Origin of the sequence: Campylobacter sp. LR264d (genome assembly GCF_008633895.1) — a bacterium.
Lineage (GTDB): Bacteria > Campylobacterota > Campylobacteria > Campylobacterales > Campylobacteraceae > Campylobacter_D.
On the sequence record NZ_VJNT01000010.1, the window covers coordinates 13,750 to 40,593 of the forward strand.

Below are 26,844 nucleotides of genomic sequence, written 5' to 3' on the forward strand. Positions count from 1 at the left end.
AATCATCCTTAATTTTTAATGCGTAATTTTAACAATTTTTTGCTTTAAAACAGGTATATTTTCTTTAAATTTTTTAATTTTTTATATTATTAACATAGCATCGCCATAAGAATAAAAGCGATATTGCTTTAAAATGGCTTCTTTATAAAGTTCAAGGGTTTTTTTACGCCCTATAAAAGAAGCTACTAGCATTAATAAGGTAGTCTTTGGCAGGTGAAAATTTGTAAGTAAAAAATTTGTCCTAAGTGGCTTATTAAAGGGGTGTAAAAATAAATCACAATAACCCTTTGTTTTTTTTGTCCTTATAAAATATTCTACGCACCTAGTAACTGTTGTGCCTACACAAAGTATATTTTTATCGCTTAAAATTAGCTTCGTAACTTCTTCATTTATATTAAAAAATTCACTATGCATAAGGTGATTTTGTATATTTTCACATTCAACGCCCTTAAAGGTACCAGCCCCAACATGTAAGGTTATAAAATGTAAATTATGATTTTTTTGCAAGGTGTTTATTAAATTTTTACTAAAATGAAGACTAGCAGTTGGGGCTGCTACTGCTCCTAAATTCCTAGCAAAAATACTTTGATAAGTGATTTCATCGCTTTTTTCATAAGCTCTTTTTATGTAAGGAGGAAGAGGTATGTGGCCGATTTGTTCTAAAAGTTCAAAAACTTGCTTAGTTTGTAAAAGTTCTTTATCTTTAATGAATTTAATTTTTCTTATTCCATTTTCTAAAAGTTCTAAAATTTCTACTTTTAAATTGTTGTCAAAATCTAAAATTTCACCCTTTTTAACCCTGCCTTTAATTTGTGCTAAAAAAGCATTATCGTTTAAGGGCTGGTGTAAAAAGCATTCTATCTTGCCTCCACTTTGCTTTTTTCCATAAATTCTGGCCTTAATTACCTTTGTATCATTAAAAATAATCTCACAATCTGGCAAAATTTCGCTTAAATGTTTAAATTGTAAATGCCTTATTTTGTCATTTTTTCTATCATAAACTAGAATTTTAGCATCTTCTTGGGGTATTAAGGGATAATTTGCTATTAAATTTTTTGGCAACTCATAATCATAATTTAAAAGCAATAAATCTTCATGAATCATTTTTATCTTTTTTGGCTGGATTTACCTTTTTTGCAATCATTATCGAAAGTCCATATAAAGCACATAGTGGAATAGCCATTAAAAATTGTGATATTACATCAGGTGGTGTCATCATCGCAGCAAAGACAAAGATAATTAATACACTTACCCTAAAATGTTTTTTTAAAAAAATATCATCAACAAGCCCTAATTTTGCAAAAAAATAAGTAATCACAGGCATTTCAAAGGCAAGTCCAAAGGCTATCATTAATTTTGTAAAAAAGCCAACATAAAGTCCTATGCTAATTAAGGGCTTAAAATTTTGCATATCAACGCCAAAGTCTATCAAAAATTTAAAGGCTAGGGGAACTACTATAAAATAGCAAAACAAGCAACCTAAAATAAACATTATACTAGCAAAGCTTACAAAGGGCAAGACTAGCTTTTTTTCATTATCATAAAGACCTGGTTCTACAAATTTCCAAAACTGCCAAAAAATCACGGGCAAAGAGAGTATAAAGGCAGCAAAAAAGCTTACTTTCATCGCAGTGAATAAGGGTTCTTGCAACTCAACAAAGGTTATTTGATTTGAAAATTCAGGTAAGATTTTTACAATAGGAGTTTGTAAGATATTTATAATATAGCTATTAAAAGCAAAGCATACAAAAAACAATATAAAAACGCATGCTACGCTTATAAAAAGTCTTTTTCTAAGTTCTATTAAATGTGGTTTTAAATCTTCAAACATATTAATCTTTCTTTACTTCATCATTTAAACTAGCTAATTTTTCATCTTTTAAATTTTCATTTTCTAACTTATCAAGGGGCTTAACTTCATCTATATTATTGCTTTCTTTTCTACTATCAAAGGTTAAATCCACCTTAACATTATTTGCAATATCCCTTTTTAAATCATCAAATTCTTCAAAGCTAAGTTTTTTTCTTATATTTTCGTTAGCTTGAGAAAATTCATCTTGGAATTTTCTAGTTTCTTCTTTAAGCTCATTAATGCGAATTTCTTTTTCAATGCTAGATTTTGCCTCATCTACATTGCGTTTTAAGGCCTTCCAAATTTTAGCTAATTGTATTATAGTTTCAGGGAGTTTTTCAGGTCCTAATATTAAAATTCCAATAACTATTATGACTAAAATTTCTCCCATACTCATAATTTAAATTCGCTTTTAACTTTCAATTTTTGGCTCCCCAAAATATTTTGTCAATGTTTCTTTTAAATCATCTTCTTTATTAAATTTCTTAGCATCCTTAATAAGTGATTCAAAATGGGCTTTATTATCTTGTTTTATGTTATTTTGCGTTATGCTTTGAAGTTTGCTTTCATCTATGTTTATAGCCTTTTTTACTTCAATTTTTGCATTTGGTCCAAATTCTTTTTGAAATAATTGAACTATCCTTTTAAAGCCTTTATTTAGAAGATTCCTATCTTCATTTTCTGCACTTGAACTAATGTTTAAAATATTATTTTCAAAGCTTAAAAAATGTGTATTTTTCTTAAAGCAATCCCCAAGGTCAAAGTCCCTATCATAAATTAACTCAAGCAACCTATCATAAGCGTTTTTAGCAGAACTAGTATTTTTAGTAGAACTTGGATTTTGTATATTTTGACTTAAAATTTGAATAGGGGCGTTTTGTATCTTAGTAATTTGGGCGTCAATTTCCTTTAAATTGCTTGCTTCCATCATCATAAAAGCCATTACACACAAGGTAAAGCCATCATCATTGCTAATCATAGTCTTTGCCCTAGATAAAATTCTAAAAAATCTCTCATACATAAGGGTGCTAAATTCAGGGCTTTGTTCAAAAAATTTCTCTTTTAAATAAAAAATCATTTCATCTATAACGCTACCTGCCTCGTAATCTTGCAAGTCTTTTAAATAAGTAAAAATCTTTTCTTTATCCCTTTGCAAAATGGCTTGATAAAACTCTTTTATACTTTGTGGGTCTAAAAAGCCTAACATTTGCGTAATTTTAGCTGTGCTTAATTTATTTTCACAATAAATAATTGCTTGGTCTAGCAAGGTTAGGGTATCTCTTAAAGAACCATTTGCACTTCTAGCTATAAATTTTAAGGCCTCTTCTTCAAATTCCACATTTTCTTTTTCTAAAATATTTTTTAAATGACTTAAAATTTCATTAAGCGAAATTTGTTTAAAACGAAAATGTTGAGTGCGTGAAAGAACGGTCGCTGGTAGTTTTAAGGGGTCAGTTGTAGCAAGTATAAATTTAACATAAGCAGGGGGTTCTTCAAGGGTTTTTAAAAGAGCATTTGCTGCTTGAGTTGTTAGCATATGCACTTCATCTATGATAAAAATTTTAAATCTTGCCATAGACGGAGCATACTTTGTTTGTTCTATAAGGCTTTGAATATCTTCAAGCCCTCTATTACTTGCTGCATCCATTTCTATAATATCAATATGCTTATTTTCAAGGGCTGCAAGGCATTGCTTACATTCTCCACAAGGAGTAGCACTAGGTCCCTTTTCACAAACTAAGGCCCTTGAAAAAATTCTAGCACTAGATGTCTTCCCACTTCCTCTAAGCCCTGAAAATAAATAAGCATGTGCTAATTTTTGCGAATTTAGGGCATATTTTAAACTTATACTAATGGTTTTTTGGCCGACAAGCTCGTCAAAGGTCTTAGGTCTATATTTTAAGGCTAGGGCTTGAAACATTTTTACTCATTCATTATAGATAAAAGTTCAGCATTATCTTTTGTTTTAAGCATCTTAGAATATAAAAATTTCAAGGCCTCAACATCATCCATAGTAGAAACTGCAGAACGAATCGCCCAAATTTTTTGTAATTTACTTGGTTCTTGTAATAATTCTTCTTTTCTAGTGCCCGATTTTATAATATTTATAGCAGGATAAATTCTTCTATCTGAGATATTTCTATCAAGTATAATCTCACTATTTCCAGTGCCTTTAAATTCCTCGAATATCACATCATCCATTCTTGAACCAGTATCAATCAAGGCAGTGGCGATTATAGTAAGACTACCTCCATTTTCTATATTTCTAGCAGCCCCAAAAAAACGTTTTGGCTTATGTAAGGCATTTGCATCAACGCCTCCACTTAATACCTTACCAGAACTTGGCGTAGCTGTATTATAAGCCCTAGCAAGTCTAGTAATACTATCAAGCAGTATGATTACATCCTTGCCCATTTCTACCATTCTTTTAGCCTTTTCTATGATAAGTTCAGCTACCCTTACATGATTGTAAGCTGGTAAATCAAAGGTAGAACTAAAAACCTCTCCTCTAACACTTCTTTGCATATCAGTAACTTCTTCTGGCCTTTCATCGATTAAAAGTACTATTAAGTGCATTTCGGGGTGATTTTTAGCAATGGCAGAGGCTAATTCTTTCATAAGTTCAGTTTTACCCGTTCTAGGAGGCGCTACAATCAAGCCTCTTTGTCCTTTTCCAATAGGAGTAAATAAATCAAGCACCCTACCAGTTAACTTCATAGCATCATATTCAAGTTTAATTTTTTCAGTAGGAAAAATAGGGGTTAGATTATCAAATAAGGGTCTTTTTCTAGCTTCTTGTAATGGTACATAGTTAATAGCTTCTATTTGAAGTAGGGCATAATACTTCTCAGCCTCGTTTGGTTCTCTAACTTGCCCGGTTACTACATCCCCAACTCTTAATGCGAATTTGCGAATTTGAGAATTTGAAACATAGGCATCATTTACGCTATCGCTTAGATAATTATCCATTCCTCTTAAAAAGCCATAGCCCTCAGGACATATTTCTAAAATTCCTGTAAATAATATAAAGCCACCCTTTTTAGTTTGTGCCTTTAAAATTTCAAACATAAGTTCTTGTCTTAGAAATTCGCTAGGATTTTCTATCTCACATTCATTTGCAATTGCTACTAATTTTTCTAAATCAAGTAATTTTAAATCCTCTATCTTGTATCCATCCACTGGAATGTGGGTTCTTTGGTATCGTTTTTTTTCCATAAATCCTCGTAAGCTTGTTAAGTATTTTTGCAGTTTTAAGAATGTGATTTTAGAAAAAAAATATTTTTTTGTCAAATTTTAATTATAATTAGGAAAAAATTTTAAAGTGAAAATATGAAATGTACGCATTGTAGATTAGATTTTAATGAAAGTCAAATGATAAGGGCTAATGATAAATACTTTTGTTGCACGGGTTGTGAGAAGGTTTATGAGCTTTTATATGAAAATAAACTTGATGAATTTTATGAAAAATTAGGAAGCATTACCTTAAATCCCGTAAATTTAAGTACTAATATAAAAAATTATGATGATTTTATACGAAAAACTAAGGATGGTTTTAGTGAAATTTATTTAATGATACATGGCATTGAATGTGCGGCCTGTGTGTGGTTAAATGAAAAAATTCTTATAAAACAAGATGGAATTTTAGAACTAGATATTAATAATTTAACGCATAAAGCAAGGATTGTTTTTGATGAAAGTTTAATAAGCTTAGTTAAAATTTTAAGCTTAATTGAAAGCATAGGTTATAAGGCTAGTGCGTATGACCCGTTAAAAGTTGATAATAAGGCTACTATTTTAAAACGCGAATTTTATGCAAAATTAGTGGTCGGCATAGCTTGCGTTATGAATGTAATGTGGATAGCTGTTGCAAAATATGCAGGTTTTTTTAGTGGAATGGATGATGAGATTAAGGATATTTTAAATTTTGCTGAATTTATTTTGGCTACCCCCGTTCTTTTTTATACGGGGTCAAATTTTTATAAAAGTGCCCTAAAAGCCCTTAAAAATAAAAGCTTAAATATGGATACCCTAGTAATTAGTGGGGCAAGTCTTGCTTATGTTTATTCTTTAGTTGCTATGTTTACAAGGGTTGGCGAGGTGTATTTTGACTCTGTGGCTATGATAATTTGCTTTGTTTTTATAGGAAAATATTTAGAAGTATTTAGCAAAAAAAGGGCCTTTGATGCAGTTGATGGCTTAAATGACTTTTTACAAAATGAAATTTTAGTTTATAATGGACGTGATTTTGTTTTAAAACCTGTTAAAGAAGTAGCTATTAAGGATAGAATTTTACTTAGAAGTGGGGATAAAATTTTAATAGATGGCAAGGTTTTAAGTGGTCAAGCTAGTATTGATACTAGTTCTTTAAATGGAGAAAACGAACCCCTTTTGGTACAAAGTGGGAATTTAATAAATTCAGCTTGTATCGTCATTGATGGAAGCGTGGAATATGAGGCCTTAAAAAAATATGAAGATTCTAAACTTAGCCAAATCATAAAATTATTAGAATTTTCAAGTTCTAAAAAAACGCATATTCAAAGCCTTGTATCAAAGATAAGTGCTTATTTTTCACGCTCGATTTTAAGTATAGCCTTTTTATGCTTTTGTTTTTGGTATTTTATAAATAATAAAAGCGTGGAAATTTCGCTTGTCAATGCCATTTCTGTTTTGATAATTGCTTGTCCTTGTGCCTTAGCCCTTGCAACGCCTGTGAGTAATTTAGTAGCACTTGGCAAGGCCTTAAAAAAGCATATCTTATTTAAAAGCCCAGAAGTTATTGAAAAATTAAGCAAATGCAATATGGCAGTTTTTGACAAAACAGGGGTTTTAACCAAAAGTGAGCTTAAAATTTGCAATTTTTTTATAGACAAAGGCTTAAATTTAAATGAACTTTATAATTTTGTAAAACTCTCTTCTCATCCTATTTCTGCAAGTATTGCAAGATTTTTAAAAGATAGGGGAGAGATGGGTGAAAATTTAAATTTTAAAAAACTTTTTAATATACAAGCTAAGGGTTTAAAGGCAAGATTAGGGCAAAATGAGTTTATAGGTGGAAATTCATTGTTTTTAAAGGAAAATAATATACATATAAAGGACTTTGAAAATTCGCATTTTATCTTAGCGATAAATGGCGAAGTTAAGGCTTTTTTTGAATTTGAAAATGAGTTAAGAAGTGGTGCGATAGAATTAAGTAAGTATTTAAGAGAAGAAAAAATTAAGACTATGATTTTAAGTGGAGATAATGAAAAAGCAGTTTCAAAGGTGGCAAAGGCTTTGAATATTGCTAAATTTAAGGCTAATTGTCTGCCTCAAACTAAGCTTAATGAGCTAGAAAAAGAAAGTAAAAATCATAAAATTTTATTTGTGGGAGATGGGGTAAATGACGCCTTAGCACTAAATTTTGCAGCAGTTTCTATAACATTAAGTCAAGGAAGTGATTTAGCCATTGAAGGAAGTGATATTTTACTTTTAAAAAATGATTTAAATTCCTTAAAAACTGCCTTAAAATTATCTAAAAATACCTTTAAAATCATTAAGCAAAATTTGATATTTTCCATATTTTATAATATCTTGACCATACCACTTGCCTTTTTAGGTCTTATTAATCCACTAATTGCTGCCTTATCTATGTCCTTTAGTAGTATAATAGTGGTTTTAAACGCTTTAAGGATAAAAGAATGAATGGTGTAATTATGATGATGATAGCCGTGTCAATAGTGGGTTTTTTCATTATTTTAACGGCTTTATTATGGGGAATTCGTGGAAAGCAGTTTGATGATGATTATAAATTTACAACCCTTGATGATAGTGTAGAAGCCCTTAATGATGCTTATAACTTGCAAAAACGCAAAGAAGAGGCATTAAAAAGGAAAAAAAGGGATTAATCTTTTTTTAAATCTCTTTTAAATTTCTTATAATCATTGATTAAAATAAAAGGCAAAATAATAAATTTAAAAGGATTCTTAATAGCACTTAAAAGCGACTTGCCCCAGCGAAAACAAAGCATTTTTTTATGTCTTGCAATAGTATTTTTAAGTTCTTTTATTTCTTTGTCTTTGTTTAATAACTTTAAAAATTCTTTTTTTATATCTAAGATTTCTTTTTCTAGTTTTCTATCTAAATTTAAAATATTTTGCAAGTTATTATGTATAAAATTATTTTGTTTATAATGTGTATAATCAAGCCTTGTTAAAGCTTGTTTATAGGATATATTTTTAAATAACTCATTTTGAGAGAGTTTTTCTATGGGATAATATAAATGTGTAGGAGAACTTCCAAAAATATCCATATGAATATAATTAAAACTTGATAAAATTCTATCAACCTTTATCAAATCACCAACATAATTTGCCTCCACATATATCAAGGGGCGATTTTTTAAAATCAATGCTTTTAAACCCCTTAAAGCTTTATCTTCCATACCTTCAATATCAAGCTTTATCAAAGAAATTTCATCTTGTATATTTAGGCTATCTATGCTTTTACATTGTATGTAATCATCCTTTGTTTCTTCTTCATTAAGCAAGGTTAAGGACATTCCACCAAAATTATATGGATTTTCTTTTTTATAGTACGCCCTTTCTTCCTTGTCGCTCACCCCCATTTCATAGATAAAAATTCTATCTTCAAAGCCATTTATTTCTATACTTTTTCTAGCTATGTCAATCATTTTTTTATTCGCCTCAAAGGCAAAAATTTTAAAATTATGAGCTGCTAAAAATAAGCTATGATTTGCTATATTCATTCCTATATCTAAGATATTTGAATTTGGTTTTATACGAGTTATCATATCTTTTAGCATTTCTATTTCATAAGGGGCTTTAGTGTGAAAAATCGTTTTTTGTATATAATCGCTATCTTTAAAGGGTAGATACATTTTATATTTTATACTATTTTCAAAGCTTAATTCATAAAAATCATCTTGCATTTTTTTCCTTTTTAAAATCTTAAAAAGGTATGATACCCCCCCCCATAAAAATAAGCTTAAAAAGGCGAAATTTAAGAAAGTTCTTTAAAAATTTAGTGTGAAAAATAAATTCAAAGTAGTTTAGAATCCCCTTTAAAAAAGGGGAAATTTTTATAAGCTATCAATATAAGCATCAATTGCTTTAAAATCTTCTTCTGTTAAGTCCTTAACATTGATTTTCATGATATTGCCTTGACCATAGGCATTTCTAGTACCAGCCTTATACTCACTCATATATTTAAGTCTTTCATCTTGTGATAATGTTTTAAGGGCTGGAACCTTTCCAAGATAAACCTTATCAGCTTTAGGTCCGTGACAAACTGCACATTTTTTATAAAGTGTAGCCCCATCCGCTGCAAAAGCTGATATCCCAATACATGCTGCCATTGACATAACTAGCAATTTTTTCATTTTATACTCCTTTTGATAAAATCAAGTTATTATAATTAGTTATTCTTAAATAATTTTTATTAATTATAAAAAAATATATTAATTTTTGAATTTAAAATATGTTTTAAAAGTATAAAATATTATTAAAGCAACTTTATAAAACTATAAGCTATCAATATATGCTTCAATAGCCTCAAAATCTTCTTCTGTTAAACCTTTAATATTTTGAGTCATAATTTTACCTTGACCATAGGCATTTCTAGTACCTGCTGCGTATTCTTTCATATATCCAAGTCTTTGTTCAGCTGTTGAATCTTTAAGAGCTGGAACCTTTTTTAAATATACCTTATCAGCTTTAGGTCCGTGACAAACTGCACATTTTTTATAAAGTGTAGCCCCATCCGCCGCAAAAGCTGATATCCCAATACATGCTGCCATTGACATAACTATCAATTTTTTCATTTTATACTCCTTTTGAGAATTTAATTCTAAAAAATTGTAATTAATTATTCTTAATCTTTCTTTATTATTTAATGAAAAATGCTTAAATTTTATAAACTTATATTATAATATATCTTATGAAAGACAAGGCTTTATTTTTAGATAGAGACGGCATTATCAATGTTGACAAGCATTATTTATATAAAATTGAAGAAGTGCAATTTTGTCAAGGAATTTTTGAACTTTGCAAGTATTTTAAGTTACAAAATTATATTATAATAGTAGTTACGAATCAATCAGGCATAAATAGAAAGTATTATAGTGAAAAAGATTTAGTTATTTTACATGAATTTATGCGTTTAGAATTTGAAAAAAAAGGCATTAAGATTAGTAAATTTTATCATTGTCCTCACTTAGAAAGTGAAAATTGTGAGTGTAGAAAACCTGCCCCTGGTATGATTAAACAAGCACTTAAAGATTTTAACATAAATGTGAGCACTTCTTTTTTATTAGGCGATAAGTTAAGCGATATGCAAGCAGGGCAAAGGGCAGGGATTAAAAATTTATTTCTTATAAATGAGAATTTTAAAGAAAAATTTGATTATTTTAAGATTTTTAAAAATTTAAATGAGTGTTTAGATTATTTTAAGAAAGGTTTAGTATGAAGATAGTAATCACAGGTGGGGCAGGGTTTATAGGTTCAAATTTAGCCCTTTGTTTGCAAGAAAAACATGAAATTTTAGTTATAGATAAAATGAGAGGGCAAAGCTATTTAGACAATGGAAATTTAGAATGTTTAGGGCATTTTAAAAATTTGCTAAATTATAAGGGGAGACTTTTTATAGGCGATATAAATGACAAAGAAACATTTAAAAAAATAAGTGATTTTAAGCCCAATATTATCTTTCATCAAGCTGCTATTTCAGATACAACTGCTTACAATCAAAATCAAGTTTTAAGCACGAATTTAAATAGCTTTGAAGAATTTATAAAACTTAGCATAAAGCTTAATGCAAAATTAATCTATGCAAGCTCAGCCTCTGTTTATGGAAATTTGCCAAGCCCTCAACAAGTAGGAAAAGAAAATCCTAAAAATCCCTATGCTTTTTCAAAATTAATGATGGATAATATGGCTAAAAAATATTACAAAAAAGCCCATATAGTAGGACTTCGCTATTTTAATGTTTATGGGAATGGTGAGTATTTTAAAGGAAAAACTGCGTCTATGATTTTGCAACTTGGCTTACAACTTTTAAAGGGCGATAATCCTAAGCTTTTTAAAGGAAGTGATAAAATTTTTAGAGATTTTGTTTATATTAAAGATGTTGTGAGTGCAAATTTAAAGGCACTTGAAGCAGAGTGTGGGGTTTATAATGTAGGAAGTGGTAAGGCAAGAAGTTTTCAAGACGTACTAGACATTTTACAAAAAGAATTAAATACAAATTTAACTTGTGAATATATTAAAAATCCATATATTAACGCTTATCAATTTCACACCCAGGCCCAGCTTGATAAAAGTTTTGCTTATGAGAGTGAATTTAGCTTAGAAGAAGGAATTAAAGATTATTTAGATGAGATTAAAAGAATATATGAAGAGGAACTAAAAAATGCTTAAACTTTTAGCCTCAAAAAGCCCTAAAATTTTAGTAATGGGCGATTTTATGGTGGATAATTATATATGGTGTGAGTGTTCTAGGATTAGCCCTGAAGCACCTGTTATAGTGGCAAAATCTTTAAATGAAGATAAAAGACCAGGTGGGGCGGCTAATGTTTATGCAAATTTAAAGGCACTTGGGGCTGATGTTTTTGGGCTTGGCGTGGTTGGAGATGATGAGAGCGGGGATTTTTTAAAGGCAAATTTAAAGGCAAAATTTATAACTCAAAAGGGAAGAAAGACCCCCCTTAAAAACCGAATTGTAGCACATAATCAACAAGTTTTAAGGCTTGATGAAGAAGATTGTGATGATATTTTGGTAATAGATGAATTAATGCTTGAATTTGATAAAATAGCAAGTGATTTTGATGCTATCATTTTAAGCGATTATGCAAAGGGCGTTTTAACGCGTGAATTTTGTGCCTTTGTGATTGAAAAGGCAAGGGCTTTAAAAATTCCTGTTTTAATAGATCCAAAGGGCAGTGATTATACAAAATATAAAGGAGCTACGCTTTTAACGCCTAATAAAAAAGAAGCCTTACAAGCTTTGAAAATGGAAAATTTAGATGATAGAAATCTTGAATTTGCACTTATAAGATTAAAGGATGAATTTAATCTAAAATACGCCATAATAACGCTTTCAGAAGCAGGGATTGCCGTTTATGATGAGCATTTAAGCATAGTACCAGCTAAGGCAAGAGAGGTTTTTGATGTAACAGGGGCAGGTGATAGCGTAATAGCAGTTTTAGCCTTTTGCCTAGCCTTAGATGTTCCTATAATAACAGCTTGTGAAGTAGCAAACAAAGCAGCAGCTGTTGTGGTTAGTAAAATAGGAAGTGTTAGCGTTAGCTTTGAAGATATGCAAAATCACGATAAAGATGGCTTTGAAAGTAAGATTAAAAGCAAAGATGAGCTTATAAAAATTTTAAAAAATAATCATAAAAAGGTAGTTTTTACAAATGGTTGTTTTGATATTTTGCATTTTGGACATATAAAATATTTGCAAAAGGCTAAAAAATTAGGTTCTATGCTTATAGTAGGCTTAAATTCAGACTCAAGTATCAAAAGATTAAAAGGCGAAGAAAGACCTATAAATTCAGAATTTGAAAGGGCTTGTTTATTGGCTTGTTTATCCTTTGTAGACTTTGTAGTTATCTTTGATGAAGATACGCCTTATGAACTTATCAAGGCTTTAAGACCTGATATTTTAGTTAAGGGGAGTGATTATAAAAATAAGGAAGTAGTTGGGACTGATTTGGTTGAAAGGGTTGAGTTAATGGATTTTGAAGAAGGATTTAGTACTAGTAAAATCATAGAAAAAATAAGGGGTATAAAATGATAAAAATAGTAGAAAATGAATTTGAAAAACACCTTGAAACTTTAAATAATACTAAGCTTTTAAGTGGCGAAATTTCAAGGGCTGGTGGGCTTTTAGTAGAGACCTTAAAAATGGGTGGTAAGATTTTAATTTGTGGAAATGGAGGAAGTGCAGCCGATGCCCAGCACTTTGCAGCAGAATTAAGTGGACGCTATAAAAAAGAAAGAATGGCACTAAGTGCAATCTCTTTAAGCACGGATACTTCAGCCCTTACTGCTATAGGCAATGATTATGGCTATGAGTTTGTATTTTCAAGACAGGTTTTAGCACTGGCAAAAAAGGGCGATGTTTTAATAGGAATCTCAACAAGTGGGAAAAGCCCAAATGTCTTAAATGCACTTGATGAGGCAAAGAAAATAGGGCTTTTATGCCTTGGTCTTAGTGGTAAAGGTGGAGGGTTTATGAATGAAAAATGCGATATAAATTTAGTAGTCTCTAGCGATGATACAGCTAGAATTCAAGAAATGCATATTTTAATAATACACTCTTTATGTCAAATAATTGACAATGCCTTTGATTAAAAAGGCATTATTATTAAAATAAAAAGCTTAAAAGCTTAAAATTATAAAATGAAAAGTAAAAACTACTAAAAATTTAATCTATACGATTTTTCCAATTTTTTTAGAAAACAAAGTCCTAAGTGTTAAGAAAAAATTTAATTTACACATACATTTAATATATCTTTCTTGCTTTGACCATATATAAGCTTTTTAAGCATTCTATAAAGTTGTATTGTAGGCACACTTTTTTTGCTTTTTCAAATAATAAATTTAATTCAAAGTATTAATTTTGTTTTTATGTTTAATTTTTCATATAAATTTGGATATTTTTTAAAATATAAGGGAAATATGTTATTTTTTACTCTCCAACTTGCCTTTCTGGCTTGTCTTTTTTTGTATTAGATAAATTATTATCATGTCTTTTATAGATATATAAATTTTCGTGTAAAAATCCTAAATTTTCATTATACAAAGCAAATCGTAAAAAATATTCATAATCTTCGGCTAAAAATAAATTTTCATTGTATTTTCCTACTTGCTTTGTAGCTTCACTTCTATATAAAAAATAAGTCATACGAGATTTTTCTATAAAATCTACCATTGTGTCACATACAGCTACTTCAAATTCCTTTACAATAATATCTTTGTGTATTAATCTTATTGTATGGTCACAATATACTAAATCAATATGTTTATTCTCATTTAAAAATTAATCATTCTTTCAAACGCATTTTCCCTAAATATATTATCGTCACTAGTCCAAGTTAAATACCCCCCATCCCATTATTATTTAAGGCATATTCAAAACCTATATTTAAAGACTTCGGTAATTTTTGATTAATTTCATTATTGATTATATGAATTCTTTTATCCTTGTTTGCATATTCTTGTATAATTTCTGTGTGTTATCAGTAGAACAATCATTTACAATTATGTGAGTTTAAAATTATTATAACTTTTATTTAAAATACTATCAATAGCACTTCTTATATATTTTTGCTATTATATGTTGGTAAAACTACATTAATTAAATCTTTCATTTTTAAAAAACTCCCTTATATATTTTATTATCTTTTTACTTGCCTTGCCGTCTTCATAGGGATTTTTTACGCTAACGCGAGTAGCTTTTTTATTTTGTTTTAAAATTTTACTAGCTTCTTTAAATATATTTTTTTCATCAGCCCCTACTAATTTTGCACATTTCATTTTAATCCCTTCCATTCTTTCAGTTGTGTACCTAGCTACCAAAATAGGCACTTTAAAGCTTGTGCCTTCTTCTTGTATGTCTCCATTATCAGTTATAATAAGCTTTGCATATTTCATAACATAAACTAAATTTGGATAATTTAAAGCAGGGATTAAAACAATATTTGAAAATTTATCAAGTGTTTCAATAAGTACTTTTTTTACATTTGGATTTTGGTGTAGGGGTATTATAAATTGGTGTGTTTTAAAAATTTTAGCTAGTTTAATTATAGCCTTTAAAATATATTGCAGTCTTTTCTCATGATTTTCTCTTCTGTGTATGGTAATTAAAACTGATTTGCTTTTAAAATTATTTTTATTAAATTTATCGCTAAGTTTTGAAATATCATTTAACAATTCATTTTCATTTAACTTAATAGCAAATAAAGCATCTATTGAAGTATTGCCTGTTATGTGTATTAAAGAATCATTTACACCTTCTTTTTTAAGGCATTTGCTACTATTTTTGTAGGGGCAAAATGCAAATTTGCAATTTTAGAAATCATAACCCTTATAGCTTCTTTTGGGAATGGTTCAAATATCATAAGACCTTAATCCAGCTTCTACATGAAAAATAGGAACTTTATTATAAAAACTTGCCAAAGCCCCACAAAAAGCACTCATAGTATTGCCTTGTACTATAGTGGCATCTATTTTGTGTTTTAAAAATTTTATTTAATTTAGTTAAAAGATTGGCTTGTAAATCACATAATTGTTGATTATCTGTCATAATATCTAGGTTAATATCAGCCTTTATACTAAAAAATTTTAAACTTTGATTAGATAATTTTTTTTGTTGTTCGCTATTTGCTATTAAAAGCCTAAATTCTTTATGTTTTTGAAATTTTAAAATTAAAGGTGCTAATTTAATAATTTCAAAAAGAATTAAAATATTTTTCATTAATAATCCTTGTAATATTAAAAAAATAATGTAATAGTATCACAAAAAAAAATAAACATTTTTTTTAACGCAGGTGAAAATTATATAAAATATCTAGTTGTTTTAATAACTAGCATAGTTAAAAATACAGATAAAAAAAGCCTAAAAGAATTTTGTTAAAAACCAGTTTTTAAGGCTAGTGAGAGTAGTTTTTTAAGCTATTGTGAAAATATTTTTTTAACAAGAAAAAATAAAAGCCTTTTATAGTTTTATTTTGACTTTGTACTTTGTAAAATTTATTTCTAAGTTTAATTTATTCTTGGCTTATTTTTAAATTAACTTAAATTTAGTCTTTCCACTTCTGTCAAATTGCTTTCCTTGCAAGATAATATCAGCCACACTTTCCCAAACATGCTTTTCATCTATATACACAATATCAAAGATATTACTACGCATTAAGGATTGATAATTTACCTTTTTTGGAGCATATTTTACTAAATAATAAGGATTTATAGCAAAAATTTCACATTTTATGCGACATAAAAGCTCTAAATCAGAAGTAACCACTAAGAAATTTTTTCTTTGTTCTTTGGTGATTTTTTCTATATAAACTAACAATTTTTGGTCAAAGGGATTTAAGGCAGTTTTATTAAGTCTGCTTAAATAATGTTCAGCAAAGGACAAAGAACAAAAGGAATTTTCTATATTACTTCTTGTAAAATATGAATTTTTTACCCCTGTTGATTTAAGTGATATATGCCAAATTTTTACATCTATAATAGTAGCACACAAATTTAAGCCAGTTACTATCTTAGAAAAAAGTTTTTCCCTTGATAAACGGAAAGCATTTTCAAAGATAGTAAAATTTTTCTTATAAAAATCATCCTTAATGGCCTCTAATCTTTTTAAAGTAGTCTTATAATAATTTGCCTCTTTTTGAAATTTCTCAAGCCTTTCTTCTCTAGCTTTCATTCTTTCAGGGTCTGGGTTTCTACTCCTGCTTAAATTCATTTCAAGTTGAATGGTGCGAATTTGGTTTTCAAGTGAAGTTAGGCGATTTTGCCTAGTATCAATGGTAGCAACCAAAGCTTGATAATGGCATTGTAAGGATAAAAAAGTATCGTTAAAAATCTTTGTTATATTAAAAATTTTACCCTTATCACGCATATCATTATATGAATTTTCAAGATGCATAACTATGCTTTTTAGGGAGTTAAACTGGGTTTGGTCAGTTGAATTATCCATAAAAATAAGTGTATCAAGTGCCTTATTTACAAATCTTTTTAAGATTAAATAATCCAAAATACAAGGAATTTCTTTTTCATCTTGGACATTTACTTTAAGGGCTTCAACGGATAAAATTTCATTTGCAAAATACTTTTGAATGGCTTGAGGAATGGTAAAAGAAAGGGGGATTTTTTCCACCGTATCAAAGTCAGTTTTTCGGTAAAGTTCGGTTATATAAGCACTTCTTCTTGAACTTTGCAAGTCTTCAAGCTCATCATCACTATCAGTACGCCAAAAATCATTTTCTACTATAAACTCACCTTCTTTAAAGTCTTGAAATTTAGAAGGGCGAATGCCTGTGATATTCTTGCCATCAGGGCGAAATTCAACAAACATTCCAGCACTTGGCATACTTCTTTTATCGCTCCAAGTTTGGCGGTTAAACTCAAAAAACATCTTCGCTGAATTTACAACCGTTCCACGTCCTGTAGAATCCATATAAATGGCTATCTTACCATGCATTTTGCGTCCTTCAAACCTTTTGCTTTATCACTAACTTTGCTATTTTAACCTTATTTGCATAAAATTTTAATAATATTTAAAAAAAAATTATCAAAAATTTACTTTTTTGGTTTAAATGCCTAAATTTAGGTATTTATAAGGTGCTTAAATTTGTAAAAAGCAATATTTTCTTAAACCATTTTCAATGATTTCATATTCTTTAAAATTACTTAATTCTTTTTCTAAATTGCTACCCTTATATAGCACAAAAAGTGATTTTTCATTAAAAAAATTCTTAGAAATTTTAATTAAATTGTCAACACTCATCAAGGCCCTAGAAGTGATAATATCGGCTATAAATGGGGCTTTATAATCTTGAATTTTTTCTTTTATAATATGTATATTTTTAATATCACATTTTATTTTTATATTGTACAAAAAGGACACTTTTTTTGCATTTGGTTCAAAAAGATAAAAATTAGCCTTTAAGATTAAGGCTAAAAAAACAGCAGGAAAACCCGCACCACTTCCTATATCTATGATATTTTTAGCCCAGTTTAAATCCTTAAATTTAAGCACTCTAATACTATCTTTAACTTCTTTATTAATATCCTTAAAATTTGTTAGATTATGCACAGCGTTAAATTCATTAAGTAAATCTTTGTAAAGCTTAATTTTTTGAAAAAAATTATCGTCTAAAAAGCTAAATTCGCTAAATTCACTTTCCAAGCAAATGTCCCATTTGTTCTTTTTTTATCTTTAAATAATCCTCGTTAAATTCCGTAGGTTTAGTCAAAACAGGCACTCTTTGTACTACTTCTATGCCTTTGAAACTTTGAATTTTTAAAGGATTATTAGTTAATAAATTTATCTTTGAAATTTGATAATGATTTAAAATAAACTCAACTGCCTCGTAAGTCCTTTCGTCTGCCTTAAATCCTAGCTTTAAATTTGCCTCTATGGTATTACAACCCTTATCTTGTAGGGCATAAGCATTTACCTTATTGAAAAGTCCTATATTGCGTCCTTCTTGCCTTAGATAAATAACCATTCCTCCATATTCTTCAATATATTTTAATGCAAATTTAAGCTGTTCTCCACAATCGCATTTTAAACTATTCAAAGTATCGCCAGTCAGGCATTCTGAGTGAATTCTTAAATTTAAAATATCCTTAATTTCTCCTTTAAAAATACATAAATGTTCCTTTTCCTTTTCCTTAAAGGCTTGAATTTTAAACTCTCCAAAACTAGTAGGCAATTTTGCTACCTCTGAAATTTTTATATCCATATACTACTTTTCCTTGTTTTTAAAAATAATCTTGCAATTTTAGCAAAAATAAGTACACAATTTTAAACGAGTTAAGTTTTTTTAATAAATTTTTATGCTAAAATTTTTCCTATTTTTTAAAACAAAGGATTAACAATGTTTAAACGATTCAGAAGACTTAGAATAAATGAAAATTTAAGGGCTATGGTACGCGAAAATTCGTTGCAGGTTGAAGATTTGATTTATCCACTTTTTGTAGTAGATGGGACAAATATTAAACGCGAGATTAGCTCAATGCCTGGTGTCTTTCAAATGAGTATAGATGAAATTTTAAGAGAATGTAAAGAACTTGTTGATTTAAATATTAAGGCTATTATGTTATTTGGGGTGATTGATAGCAGTTTAAAAGATAGTTGTGGAAGCGAGGCCCTTGATGAAAATTCGCTAATTGCTAGAAGTATAATTGCTATTAAGCAAAATTTTCCAAGCTTATTTGTTATTACTGATTTATGTTTTTGTGAATATACAGACCATGGGCATTGTGGGATTATAGATTTAAAAAATAAAAGCGTTGATAATGATGCTACCTTAAAAATTTCACTTAAACAAGCCTTAGTTCACGCAAATGCAGGGGCTGATATGATAGCACCTAGTGGAATGATGGATGGGATAATTGAATATCTAAGAAAGGGGCTTGATAAAAAGGGTTATGAAAATTTACCTTTAATGGCGTATTCTACGAAATTTGCGTCTAGTTTTTATGGCCCTTTTAGAGATGTGGCTGATTCAACTCCTGCGTATGAAGATAGAAAAAGCTATCAAATGGATAGTGCAAATGGCAAAGAGGCTTTGCTTGAAAGCCTTGAAGATGAAAAGCAGGGGGCTGATATTTTAATGGTAAAACCAGCCCTTGCCTATTTAGACATTGTAAAAGATTTAGCTAAGCATTCAAAATTACCAATTTGTGTTTATAATGTAAGTGGAGAATACGCACTTTTAAAAGCAGGGCAAAAGCTTGGAGTTATTGATTATGAAAAGGTCATGTTTGAAATTTTACTTAGCTTTAAAAGGGCTGGTGCAAAATTAATAATTACTTATCATGCAAAAGAAGTAGCAAGACTTCTTAAAAACACTTTATAAGGATAAAAATGAGACATTTTCTAACTTTAAGAGATTATAATCAAGATGAGATTATAGCCCTTGTAAATAAGGCATCAAAGCTTAAAAAACACCCAAAAAAGCATTTAAAAAATAAAAATTTAGCTATGATTTTTGAAAAAAATTCAACCCGTACTAGAATAGCCTTTGAACTTGGCATTAGTAAACTTGGTGGAAAGGCCTTGTTTTTAAGTTCAAAGGATATTCAATTAAGCAGGGGCGAACCCATAAAAGATACAGCTAGAGTTATTGGTTCTATGACTGATTTTGTAATGCTTAGAGTAAATTCTCATTCTACCTTACTTGAATTTGCTAGTTTTTCTAAAGCCCCTGTGATTAACGGACTTAGCGATTTGTATCATCCAACTCAAGTACTAGGTGATTTATTAACCATGAAAGAATATAAAAAATCAGGTCGAGTAGCCTTTATAGGTGATACAAATAATATGTGCAATTCTTGGCTAATAGCTGCATCAATCTTAGGCATTGAAATAAGCATTGCAAGTCCTGTTAATTATAAAATAAATGATGAAATTTTAGAATTTGCTAAAAATATGGCTAAAAAAAGTGGGGCTAAAATTCAAATAAGTAATGATAAAAATGAGGCTATAAAAGGAAAAGATGTAATTATAACTGATACCTGGGTTTCTATGGGTGAAGAAGGACAAAAAGAACAAAAATTAAAAGAATTTGAAGGTTTTTGCGTAGATAAAGATGCTATGAATTTAGCAAATAATAAGGCCTTATTTTTGCACTGCTTACCAGCTTATAGGGGTTTTGAGGTAAGTGAAGAGATTTTTGAAGAACATAATAAAGAAATATTTGACGAGGCTGTTAACCGACTTTATGTAGTTCAATCCTTACTTTGTTTTTTAGATAAGCAAAGATAAAATTTTGTATCCTTTGATACAAAATTTTATAGTTATTTTTACTTAAAATTCTCACATTTAAAATTATTATTAAGGGTATAAAATTTTTAAAAAATGAGCAAAATTATTAAAAATTTGCCCTTGATAGTGTTTAAATTAAGCTAAAAATCGTTATAATTTCCATTGCCTGAACAGTGCGCGTCTATAAAGTGATCCAACACATTTTTATTTACTGCGATTGTGCGGTTTACCGTGTCTGTGACTTCGCTTGAGCTTTAAAAGGCGAGAAGCTGCAGCCCTTAAAAATTGCCTAGCGGTTTTCCTTTGACTTTTGGGGTCAATCTTTTTTCAGCGGCTGTTTGGGTTTTATGAGGAGAGATTATGAAAGTTATGATTTTAGGCAGTGGTGCAAGAGAGTATTCCATAGCCCTAGCATTAAAACGCGTTCAAGAAGATATAGAATTTTGTTTTGCCCCTGGCAATGGTGCTACAAGTGTTCTTGGCACAAATTTAAACATAAAAGACCCCTTTGTTTTAGCCACCTATGCAAAAGAAAAGGGCTATGACCTTTGTATAGTAGGCAGTGAGGACTTTTTAGCACGAGGCGTAGTTGATATTTTTGAACAATTTAATCTTAAAATTTTTGGTCCCTCAAAAGCCGCTGCCATGCTTGAAAGTTCTAAAAGCTTTATGAAAAGTTTTTTAAAAAAATATCATATTAAAACGGCTAAATTTCTTAATACAAATGATTTAGAAAAGGCGAAACAATTTATAAATTCTTTAACTCCTCCAATAGTAATAAAGGCTAATGGACTTTGTGCAGGTAAGGGCGTGATTATCGAAAAAAGCCATAAAAAAGCCATTGAAACTACTGAAAAAATGCTAAGTGGTGAAAGCTTTGGCGATGCTGGTAAAATTGTAGTTATTGAAGAATACTTAGATGGCTTTGAATTAAGCGTTTTTGCAATTTGTGATGGTAGTGATTTTGTGCTTTTACCAGTAGCACAAGACCATAAAAAATTACTTGATAATGATAAGGGGCCAAATACTGGTGGAATGGGTGCTTATGCCCCAAGTTCTTTAGCAAATGAAAGTTTGATTAGAAAGATTAAAAAAGATATTATTATTCCTACCTTGCACGGCATGAAAGAAGAAGGTAGCGAGTTTTGTGGGGTGCTTTTTGTAGGGATTATGGTTGTTAAAAATAAGCCTTATGTTCTGGAATTTAATGTTCGTTTTGGCGACCCTGAATGCGAGGTTTTAATGCCTTTGATTGAAAATCCATTAGAATTAATAATGGCTAGTATTGATAAAAGATTAAAATATACCCAAGCAAAGATTAAAAAGGAATTTGCTGTTGGTGTTGTTTGTGCTAGTAAAAATTATCCTTATAAGGCTTCGCCAAAGACTAAGATAAAGATTAAAAAAATTCCTTCAAATACTCATATCTCTTATGCTGGTGTTAGTTTAGAAGATAATAAATTAGTAGCTGATGGTGGCAGGGTTTTAGTGTGTGTGGGTATGGGTAAAAATATAAAAAATGCACGCAACAAAGCTTATAAATTATGCGATAATGTGAATTTTAAGGGTAAGCAATTTAGAAAAGATATAGGATTTCAGGTTATTAAATGAGAGAAGATTTATATGATAAATTAGAAAGAGAAGAGTTAAAAATTGCTAGTTTTCCTAAACGAGTGATTGCTTATATTATAGATAGTTTTATTGTAGGTATTTTATGTGCACTAGTTTTTATGGGTGATTTTTATCAAATTCCTGATGACCCCGTGCAATTTTTATCAGTAACCCCTCAATTTGTCTTATCTGTTTATTTGCTTAATTTTTTTTATCAAACTTTTTTTACCTTTTTATATGGGGCTACCCTTGGAAAAATGGTTTGTAAGATTATGATTATTGATGAAAGAATACTAGATAAACCAAATTTAATTCAAAGTGCAATAAGGGCAATCATTAGGCAAATTAGCGATATGTTTTTTATGTTAGGTTTTGCCTGGGCACTTAGTAACAATTTATTTAAAACCTGGCAAGATTATTTAGCAAAAACGATAGTTATCGATGTGGCGTAAAATTTGTTTTTTTTTCTCTAGCTTTGTTTTTTTAGAAGCTGCACAAGTTGATATTTATGCCTTAAGTGCTGTTAAAGAAGGAGAGCTTTTAATAGTACAAGATGATGTTGTAATTTTTTCTGATTTTTATTTTATCACTGCAAAAAAGGCAATTTATAATGAAAAAACTAGCGAGGTAGAATTATTTGGCGATGTAAATATTTTAAGAGGACAAAATGAACGCTCTCATTCTAAATATGCTAAATTAAAGCTTGATACAAATGAGGCAAATTTTGAGGATTTTTTCTTTGCAAATAATAAAATGGAAGTATGGTTTAAGAGCAAGGAAAGTGCTTTAACAAATGATAAATTTGAAAGTAGAATTTCTTCTGTTTCAAGCTGTAATGTAGAAAATCCTGACTGGGAATTTAGATTTAGCGATGGATATTTAAATAGAGAAAGTAATTTTGTGCATTTATATAATGCTAGGCTTTATGTTAAAGATGTGCCTATTTTATATTTGCCTTATTTTGGATTTAGTGCTGATACTAATAGGCAAAGTGGGCTTTTAGTGCCAAAATTTTCTTTAAATACTGATGAGGGTTTTCATTACGAACAGCCTATTTATATAGCCGAGTATGATAGCTGGGACCTTGAACTTGACCCTCAAATTCGAACAAATAGAGGGTATGGGGTTTATTCTACCCTTCGTTTTGTTGATTCTTTGCATGGAATGGGTGAGTTTAACGCAGGACTTTTTAGGGAATTTAATGATTATTTTAAGGATGAAAATTTAAAATATCAAACCCATTCTGGTATAGAGTTAAGATATCTAAGAGATAATGTTTTTAAGTATTTTTTGGGGGATAATTTTCAAGAAGGGCTTTGGTTTGATGGAATTTATTTAAACGATATTGATTATTTAACGCTTGGAAATAGAGATTATAGGGATTTAACCTCTTTGGTAACTTCAAAATTTAATTATTTTTTAGCAAATGAAAATGATTTTTTAGCCCTTTATGCGAGGTATTATATAGATACTTCAACAACGACAAATAAATACACTATGCAAGAATATCCATCCTTGCAGTATCACCATTTTTCAAATACCTTAATAGATGATTTATTTAATAATGAATGGATAAATAATAAATTTTTATTTTCTTTTGATGCCTTTTTTCATAATTATTATAGAAGAGAAGGAAGTTATGCTAATCAAACCAATTTTATTTTGCCTATTTCTTATCATCAAGCCTTATTTAATAATTATTTGCATATAAATTTTACAGAAGAATTATATGCTTCTTTTGTAAATTATACTTATGACCCCGATAAAAAACACGAACATTTTTATAGAAATACACACGAACTAGATTTTTATACTGACTTATTAAGTGCTTATCCTAGCTTTTTTCATACTATAAATTTTGGTACAAAGTATCGTTGGCGTGGTAATACTTCTGGCTTAATTACAGCTGATTATTTAGTAAATGAAGATGAAAGAGACTATGTACAAGGCTATGTAAATCAATATTTTTACAATGATTTTGGAGAAAAAAAGATAAAGCATCGTTTGCATGTAAATTACCTAACTACCATTAATAAATTTGAGGATTTGACAAATTTATTAACTTATTATTATAATGATAATTTTCGTTTTAATAGTGAGGTAACATATTCTTATGAAACGAATCATTTTGACTATGTTGTAACGCAGTTTCAACTAGAATTTAACCCTGTGTATAACTTAAATTTTTCTCATGCTTATCAAAATGATGAGTATGGCAAATATAGTTTTATAGGTACAAATACCAATATAGAACTTAATAAAAATTATATTTTATTTGGTGGAATTTGGATGGATGTACAAAGGTCTAAGGCTAATATGTGGGAGGCAGGTTATACTTATCAAAGAAAATGTTGGAATTATTCCTTAGTTTATAGAGAAAGAATAGACCCACAATTAACCAGTGCAGGAATTAGTGCTAAAAATCAAAGTGGGGTGTATTTTATATTTAATTTTTACCCACTTGGTGGTATAAAATATAATTTTAATACTAGCGAGGAAGAAAATGATATTTAGGAAAGTTAAATGTTAAATTTGTTTAAAAATTTAAAAAATTTGTATTCAAAAGGAGATGAAATGACACAATACAGCATTCAAATCAATCAAAATTTAGAAATTTTTGATGTAGATAAGGTTGCAAAACAAGCAGCTGGTTCGGTCTTAATGAGAATGGGTAAAAGTGTAGTTTTAGCAGCTGTAGCAAGGGAAGAAAAGCAAGTTGATGAAGATTTTTTACCCCTAACCGTTCAATACATTGAAAAAGCTTACTCAGCCGGTAAAATTCCAGGTGGTTATATAAAAAGAGAAACTAAGCCAGGAGATAATGAAACCTTAACAGCTAGGATTATTGACAGAAGTTTAAGACCTCTTTTTCCAAAAGGCTATGCTTATCCTACGCAGATTGTAGTAATGGTACTTTCTACTGATAGCGAGATTGATTTGCAAGTTATGAGTTTAAATGCTGCAAGTGTTGCCTTATTTTTAAGCGATATTCCTATAAAAGCACCAGTTTGTGGGGTTAGAATTGCTAGAATTAATAATGAGTTTGTGCTAAATCCTAGCAATTCTTTATTAAAAGAAAGTAGTGTAGATTTATATGTGGCAGGGGTTAAGGACGAGCTTTTAATGATAGAAATGAGAAGCTTACCTAGTCAAAAGGAAAGTGATATGCTTATTGAAACACCATTTGCTGATGCACTAGGTGTTACAAGCTTATACGAACAAAATCTTAATGAATTAAGCGAAGATGAAATTTTACAAGCACTTGATTTAGCACAAAGGGCTATTTTAAATGGTTCTAATGCTTATGAAGAAGCATTTGCAAAGCACAAAAAAGAAGCTAGTCTTGAATATAAAGTAGAACTTGAAAATAATGAGCTTGCAAATTTTGTTGAAAATAATTTTAAAGAGGAGTTTAAAAGGGCTATTAATCAAATGGCAAAGAGTGAAAGAGCTAGTGAGTTAAATAAAATCGCACAAAATATCTTAAATTTAGATGAGATTAAAGAAAAAGAATATAGCGAAGAATTAGTTCATAAAATTTTAGCAAATTTTAAGAAAAAACTTGTAAGAGAACAAATTTTAAATGAAAGAAAAAGGGCTGATGGTAGAAAGTTAAATGAAGTAAGACCTATTAGTATTGAAACTAATATATTGCCCAACGCACATGGTTCTTGTCTTTTTACAAGAGGTCAAACTCAAGCACTTGTTATTGCTACTTTAGGTGGTGATAGTGACGCACAAATGAGTGATTTGTTAACAGAAAAAAATCCAATTAGCGAACGTTTTATGGTAAATTATAATTTCCCTGGTTTTAGTGTAGGCGAGGCAAGTGCTATAAAGGCACCTGGTAGGAGAGAATTAGGTCATGGAAATTTAGCAAAAAGGGCACTTTATCCAAGCGTGGATGAAAATTATCCTTATGTTATAAGGCTAGTAAGTGAAATTTTAGAAAGTAATGGTTCTAGTTCTATGGCTAGTGTTTGTGGGGGCTCTCTAGCACTTAGGGCAGCTGGAGTACCTAGCATTAAATTAATAGCTGGAGTTGCCATGGGCTTGGTTATAGAAGATGATAAGTATGCTATATTAACTGATATAATGGGATTAGAAGATCATGACGGGGATATGGATTTTAAAGTAGCAGGAAGTAAAGACGGAGTAACTGCCTTGCAAATGGATATAAAGCTTGGAGGCATTGATAAAAACATACTTAAAGAAGCCCTTTATCAAGCAAAAGAGGCAAGACTTCACATTTTAGGCATAATGGAAGAAGCAAATAAAGAAATTGTAGTCAATGAAGAAATTTTACCAAAGCTTGAACTTTTTAGCGTAGACCCTTCAAAAATAGTAGATATTATAGGTCAAGCTGGAAAAACTATAAAGGAAATTATTGAAAAATTTGGGGTTAGCGTTGATTTAGACAGAGAAAAAGGCGAGATAAAAATCGCAGGTAATGAAAGTAATCAAGTTAAGGCAGCAAAGGATTATATAATAAGTATAACAAGTACTTCAAAGGGTAAGAAATTTGACAAGGCTAGGGATTTATCAAATTTTAATATAGGAGATGAATTTGAAGGGATAGTTCAAAAAGTAGCTCCATTTGGTGTTTTTGTTAGTTTAAAAAATGGTGTTGATGGCTTAATACATAGTTCTAAACTTAAAAGAAAAGTGCACGAAAATGAAAGTCTTAGGGTAAAAATCACTGAAATAAAAAATGGCAAAATTACTATAGAAATGCTTTGATTAAAGTTAAAATTTAAAGTTTTATACTTTAAATTTTAAGCTTTTTTGAAATTTATACTAAAACTATTGTTTAAATAAAAATTATGCACTTGCTAAGTATGGTATTTATCATCAAATAAAAAAATTTGGAGAGATAAAAATTT

At 29.5% G+C, this 26,844-nt stretch carries 26 protein-coding genes and 1 pseudogene; 12 read left to right on the forward strand and 15 right to left on the reverse strand.

Annotated elements, in window-relative coordinates; all coding sequences use genetic code 11:
• Positions 1-81: 81 nt before the first annotated feature.
• The 5 genes from queA to rho are packed head-to-tail and all read right to left on the reverse strand — an operon-like array spanning position 82 to position 5,068.
• Entirely contained in the window at positions 82-1,101 is a 1,020-nt protein-coding gene (gene queA, locus FMM56_RS01865; RefSeq protein ID WP_411675304.1) for a tRNA preQ1(34) S-adenosylmethionine ribosyltransferase-isomerase QueA, read from the reverse strand.
• A complete protein-coding gene (gene tatC / locus FMM56_RS01870; RefSeq protein WP_150150933.1) occupies positions 1,094-1,831 on the reverse strand; it encodes a twin-arginine translocase subunit TatC in 738 nt (245 codons plus the stop codon). Before tatC ends, queA begins: the two co-directional genes overlap by 8 nt.
• 1 nt (position 1,832) lies before the next feature.
• Positions 1,833-2,249, reverse strand: a complete 417-nt coding sequence (tatB, locus tag FMM56_RS01875; protein WP_150139781.1) for a Sec-independent protein translocase protein TatB — start codon at positions 2,247-2,249, stop codon at positions 1,833-1,835.
• 15 nt (positions 2,250-2,264) lie between these two features.
• Positions 2,265-3,773, reverse strand: coding sequence for a DNA polymerase III subunit gamma/tau (locus FMM56_RS01880; protein ID WP_150139779.1), 1,509 nt, complete (start codon positions 3,771-3,773; stop codon positions 2,265-2,267).
• A gap of 2 nt (positions 3,774-3,775) precedes the next feature.
• Entirely contained in the window at positions 3,776-5,068 is a 1,293-nt protein-coding gene (rho, locus tag FMM56_RS01885; RefSeq protein WP_150139777.1) for a transcription termination factor Rho, read from the reverse strand.
• A 114-nt stretch (positions 5,069-5,182) separates the two neighbouring features.
• Between rho and FMM56_RS01890 the strand changes: the two genes are divergently transcribed.
• Both FMM56_RS01890 and FMM56_RS01895 read left to right on the forward strand, forming a co-directional pair.
• A complete protein-coding gene (locus FMM56_RS01890; protein WP_150180497.1) occupies positions 5,183-7,534 on the forward strand; it encodes a heavy metal translocating P-type ATPase in 2,352 nt (783 codons plus the stop codon).
• Complete coding sequence (locus FMM56_RS01895; RefSeq protein ID WP_150139773.1) at positions 7,531-7,737, forward strand: cbb3-type cytochrome oxidase assembly protein; 207 nt, start codon at positions 7,531-7,533, stop codon at positions 7,735-7,737. Before FMM56_RS01890 ends, FMM56_RS01895 begins: the two co-directional genes overlap by 4 nt.
• Here FMM56_RS01895 and FMM56_RS01900 read toward each other — a convergent pair.
• The 3 genes from FMM56_RS01900 to FMM56_RS01910 all read right to left on the reverse strand — a co-directional run bounded on the left by FMM56_RS01900 (position 7,734) and on the right by FMM56_RS01910 (position 9,671).
• Complete coding sequence (locus tag FMM56_RS01900; protein WP_150207615.1) at positions 7,734-8,780, reverse strand: FkbM family methyltransferase; 1,047 nt, start codon at positions 8,778-8,780, stop codon at positions 7,734-7,736. The genes FMM56_RS01895 and FMM56_RS01900 overlap by 4 nt on opposite strands.
• A gap of 150 nt (positions 8,781-8,930) precedes the next feature.
• Positions 8,931-9,230, reverse strand: coding sequence for a c-type cytochrome (locus tag FMM56_RS01905; protein ID WP_150139769.1), 300 nt, complete (start codon positions 9,228-9,230; stop codon positions 8,931-8,933).
• Between the two features lie 141 nt (positions 9,231-9,371).
• Positions 9,372-9,671, reverse strand: a complete 300-nt coding sequence (locus tag FMM56_RS01910) for a c-type cytochrome (RefSeq protein ID WP_150207617.1) — start codon at positions 9,669-9,671, stop codon at positions 9,372-9,374.
• 116 nt (positions 9,672-9,787) lie between these two features.
• Here FMM56_RS01910 and FMM56_RS01915 point away from each other — a divergent pair, with 116 nt between their 5' ends.
• From FMM56_RS01915 to gmhA, 4 genes are read left to right on the forward strand one after another with little or no spacing between them, the layout of a single operon-like run.
• Positions 9,788-10,315, forward strand: coding sequence for a D-glycero-alpha-D-manno-heptose-1,7-bisphosphate 7-phosphatase (locus FMM56_RS01915; protein WP_150139765.1), 528 nt, complete (start codon positions 9,788-9,790; stop codon positions 10,313-10,315).
• On the forward strand, positions 10,312-11,265 hold the full coding sequence (gene rfaD / locus FMM56_RS01920; RefSeq protein ID WP_150139763.1) for an ADP-glyceromanno-heptose 6-epimerase: 954 nt from the start codon (positions 10,312-10,314) through the stop codon (positions 11,263-11,265). The genes FMM56_RS01915 and rfaD overlap by 4 nt, the downstream gene beginning before the upstream one ends.
• Positions 11,258-12,643 carry a D-glycero-beta-D-manno-heptose-7-phosphate kinase gene (gene rfaE1 / locus FMM56_RS01925; RefSeq protein ID WP_150139761.1) on the forward strand — a complete coding sequence of 462 codons (1,386 nt, stop codon included), beginning with the start codon at positions 11,258-11,260 and terminating at the stop codon, positions 12,641-12,643. Before rfaD ends, rfaE1 begins: the two co-directional genes overlap by 8 nt.
• A complete protein-coding gene (gmhA, locus tag FMM56_RS01930) occupies positions 12,640-13,203 on the forward strand; it encodes a D-sedoheptulose 7-phosphate isomerase (RefSeq protein WP_150139759.1) in 564 nt (187 codons plus the stop codon). The genes rfaE1 and gmhA overlap by 4 nt, the downstream gene beginning before the upstream one ends.
• Before the next feature lie 337 nt (positions 13,204-13,540).
• On the opposite strand, the gene FMM56_RS01935 is transcribed toward gmhA, so the two are convergent.
• The 7 genes and pseudogenes from FMM56_RS01935 to ribA all read right to left on the reverse strand — a co-directional run bounded on the left by FMM56_RS01935 (position 13,541) and on the right by ribA (position 18,323).
• The gene (locus FMM56_RS01935) at positions 13,541-13,783 is read right to left on the reverse strand and encodes a hypothetical protein (protein WP_150139757.1); all 243 of its coding nucleotides are present in this window, start codon (positions 13,781-13,783) and stop codon (positions 13,541-13,543) included.
• A gap of 163 nt (positions 13,784-13,946) precedes the next feature.
• A complete protein-coding gene (locus tag FMM56_RS09375) occupies positions 13,947-14,078 on the reverse strand; it encodes a glycosyltransferase family 2 protein (protein ID WP_150139810.1) in 132 nt (43 codons plus the stop codon).
• A 127-nt stretch (positions 14,079-14,205) separates the two neighbouring features.
• A pseudogene (gene wecB / locus FMM56_RS01945) lies at positions 14,206-15,051 on the reverse strand (non-hydrolyzing UDP-N-acetylglucosamine 2-epimerase).
• Positions 15,014-15,328 (reverse strand): hypothetical protein, encoded by a 315-nt coding sequence (locus tag FMM56_RS01960; protein ID WP_150139750.1) that lies wholly within the window; start codon positions 15,326-15,328, stop codon positions 15,014-15,016. The pseudogene wecB and the gene FMM56_RS01960 overlap by 38 nt, the downstream one beginning before the upstream one ends.
• A gap of 309 nt (positions 15,329-15,637) precedes the next feature.
• Positions 15,638-17,056, reverse strand: coding sequence for a hypothetical protein (locus tag FMM56_RS01965; RefSeq protein WP_150139748.1), 1,419 nt, complete (start codon positions 17,054-17,056; stop codon positions 15,638-15,640).
• 144 nt (positions 17,057-17,200) lie between these two features.
• On the reverse strand, positions 17,201-17,764 hold the full coding sequence (gene rsmG, locus FMM56_RS01970; protein ID WP_223810139.1) for a 16S rRNA (guanine(527)-N(7))-methyltransferase RsmG: 564 nt from the start codon (positions 17,762-17,764) through the stop codon (positions 17,201-17,203).
• Positions 17,754-18,323 (reverse strand): GTP cyclohydrolase II, encoded by a 570-nt coding sequence (ribA, locus tag FMM56_RS01975; RefSeq protein WP_150139744.1) that lies wholly within the window; start codon positions 18,321-18,323, stop codon positions 17,754-17,756. Before ribA ends, rsmG begins: the two co-directional genes overlap by 11 nt.
• A 135-nt stretch (positions 18,324-18,458) precedes the next feature.
• Between ribA and hemB the strand changes: the two genes are divergently transcribed.
• The 6 genes from hemB (at position 18,459) to FMM56_RS02005 (ending at position 26,701) form a co-directional block, all read left to right on the forward strand.
• A complete protein-coding gene (gene hemB / locus FMM56_RS01980; RefSeq protein WP_150207619.1) occupies positions 18,459-19,442 on the forward strand; it encodes a porphobilinogen synthase in 984 nt (327 codons plus the stop codon).
• Positions 19,443-19,450: 8 nt separating this feature from the next.
• Complete coding sequence (gene argF / locus FMM56_RS01985) at positions 19,451-20,350, forward strand: ornithine carbamoyltransferase (RefSeq protein ID WP_150139740.1); 900 nt, start codon at positions 19,451-19,453, stop codon at positions 20,348-20,350.
• A 360-nt stretch (positions 20,351-20,710) separates the two neighbouring features.
• On the forward strand, positions 20,711-21,961 hold the full coding sequence (gene purD / locus FMM56_RS01990; RefSeq protein ID WP_150207621.1) for a phosphoribosylamine--glycine ligase: 1,251 nt from the start codon (positions 20,711-20,713) through the stop codon (positions 21,959-21,961).
• On the forward strand, positions 21,958-22,413 hold the full coding sequence (locus FMM56_RS01995) for an RDD family protein (RefSeq protein WP_150139737.1): 456 nt from the start codon (positions 21,958-21,960) through the stop codon (positions 22,411-22,413). The genes purD and FMM56_RS01995 overlap by 4 nt, the downstream gene beginning before the upstream one ends.
• Positions 22,403-24,475, forward strand: coding sequence for an LPS-assembly protein LptD (locus FMM56_RS08640; protein ID WP_190319007.1), 2,073 nt, complete (start codon positions 22,403-22,405; stop codon positions 24,473-24,475). Before FMM56_RS01995 ends, FMM56_RS08640 begins: the two co-directional genes overlap by 11 nt.
• A gap of 60 nt (positions 24,476-24,535) precedes the next feature.
• Positions 24,536-26,701 carry a polyribonucleotide nucleotidyltransferase gene (locus tag FMM56_RS02005; protein ID WP_150150925.1) on the forward strand — a complete coding sequence of 722 codons (2,166 nt, stop codon included), beginning with the start codon at positions 24,536-24,538 and terminating at the stop codon, positions 26,699-26,701.
• Positions 26,702-26,844 lie beyond the last annotated feature (143 nt).

Excerpts from the sequence above, each read along its gene's own strand:
- FMM56_RS01915 (WP_150139765.1), top strand. The coding sequence starts at position 9,788 with ATGAAAGACAAGGCTTTATTTTTAGATAGAGACGGCATTATCAATGTT.
- FMM56_RS01965 (WP_150139748.1), bottom strand. The coding sequence starts at position 17,056 with ATGCATGGTAAGATAGCCATTTATATGGATTCTACAGGACGTGGAACG.
- FMM56_RS01900 (WP_150207615.1), bottom strand. The coding sequence starts at position 8,780 with ATGCAAGATGATTTTTATGAATTAAGCTTTGAAAATAGTATAAAATAT.
- rho (WP_150139777.1), bottom strand. The coding sequence starts at position 5,068 with ATGGAAAAAAAACGATACCAAAGAACCCACATTCCAGTGGATGGATAC.
- tatB (WP_150139781.1), bottom strand. The coding sequence starts at position 2,249 with ATGAGTATGGGAGAAATTTTAGTCATAATAGTTATTGGAATTTTAATA.
- FMM56_RS01895 (WP_150139773.1), top strand. The coding sequence starts at position 7,531 with ATGAATGGTGTAATTATGATGATGATAGCCGTGTCAATAGTGGGTTTT.
- rfaE1 (WP_150139761.1), top strand. The coding sequence starts at position 11,258 with ATGCTTAAACTTTTAGCCTCAAAAAGCCCTAAAATTTTAGTAATGGGC.
- FMM56_RS01880 (WP_150139779.1), bottom strand. The coding sequence starts at position 3,773 with ATGTTTCAAGCCCTAGCCTTAAAATATAGACCTAAGACCTTTGACGAG.
- FMM56_RS01960 (WP_150139750.1), bottom strand. The coding sequence starts at position 15,328 with ATGAAAAATATTTTAATTCTTTTTGAAATTATTAAATTAGCACCTTTA.
- tatC (WP_150150933.1), bottom strand. The coding sequence starts at position 1,831 with ATGTTTGAAGATTTAAAACCACATTTAATAGAACTTAGAAAAAGACTT.
- rfaD (WP_150139763.1), top strand. The coding sequence starts at position 10,312 with ATGAAGATAGTAATCACAGGTGGGGCAGGGTTTATAGGTTCAAATTTA.
- FMM56_RS01995 (WP_150139737.1), top strand. The coding sequence starts at position 21,958 with ATGAGAGAAGATTTATATGATAAATTAGAAAGAGAAGAGTTAAAAATT.
- FMM56_RS01890 (WP_150180497.1), top strand. The coding sequence starts at position 5,183 with ATGAAATGTACGCATTGTAGATTAGATTTTAATGAAAGTCAAATGATA.
- FMM56_RS01910 (WP_150207617.1), bottom strand. The coding sequence starts at position 9,671 with ATGAAAAAATTGATAGTTATGTCAATGGCAGCATGTATTGGGATATCA.
- purD (WP_150207621.1), top strand. The coding sequence starts at position 20,711 with ATGAAAGTTATGATTTTAGGCAGTGGTGCAAGAGAGTATTCCATAGCC.
- ribA (WP_150139744.1), bottom strand. The coding sequence starts at position 18,323 with ATGGATATAAAAATTTCAGAGGTAGCAAAATTGCCTACTAGTTTTGGA.
- gmhA (WP_150139759.1), top strand. The coding sequence starts at position 12,640 with ATGATAAAAATAGTAGAAAATGAATTTGAAAAACACCTTGAAACTTTA.
- FMM56_RS01935 (WP_150139757.1), bottom strand. The coding sequence starts at position 13,783 with ATGGTAGATTTTATAGAAAAATCTCGTATGACTTATTTTTTATATAGA.
- argF (WP_150139740.1), top strand. The coding sequence starts at position 19,451 with ATGAGACATTTTCTAACTTTAAGAGATTATAATCAAGATGAGATTATA.
- FMM56_RS08640 (WP_190319007.1), top strand. The coding sequence starts at position 22,403 with ATGTGGCGTAAAATTTGTTTTTTTTTCTCTAGCTTTGTTTTTTTAGAA.
- hemB (WP_150207619.1), top strand. The coding sequence starts at position 18,459 with ATGTTTAAACGATTCAGAAGACTTAGAATAAATGAAAATTTAAGGGCT.
- FMM56_RS02005 (WP_150150925.1), top strand. The coding sequence starts at position 24,536 with ATGACACAATACAGCATTCAAATCAATCAAAATTTAGAAATTTTTGAT.
- FMM56_RS01905 (WP_150139769.1), bottom strand. The coding sequence starts at position 9,230 with ATGAAAAAATTGCTAGTTATGTCAATGGCAGCATGTATTGGGATATCA.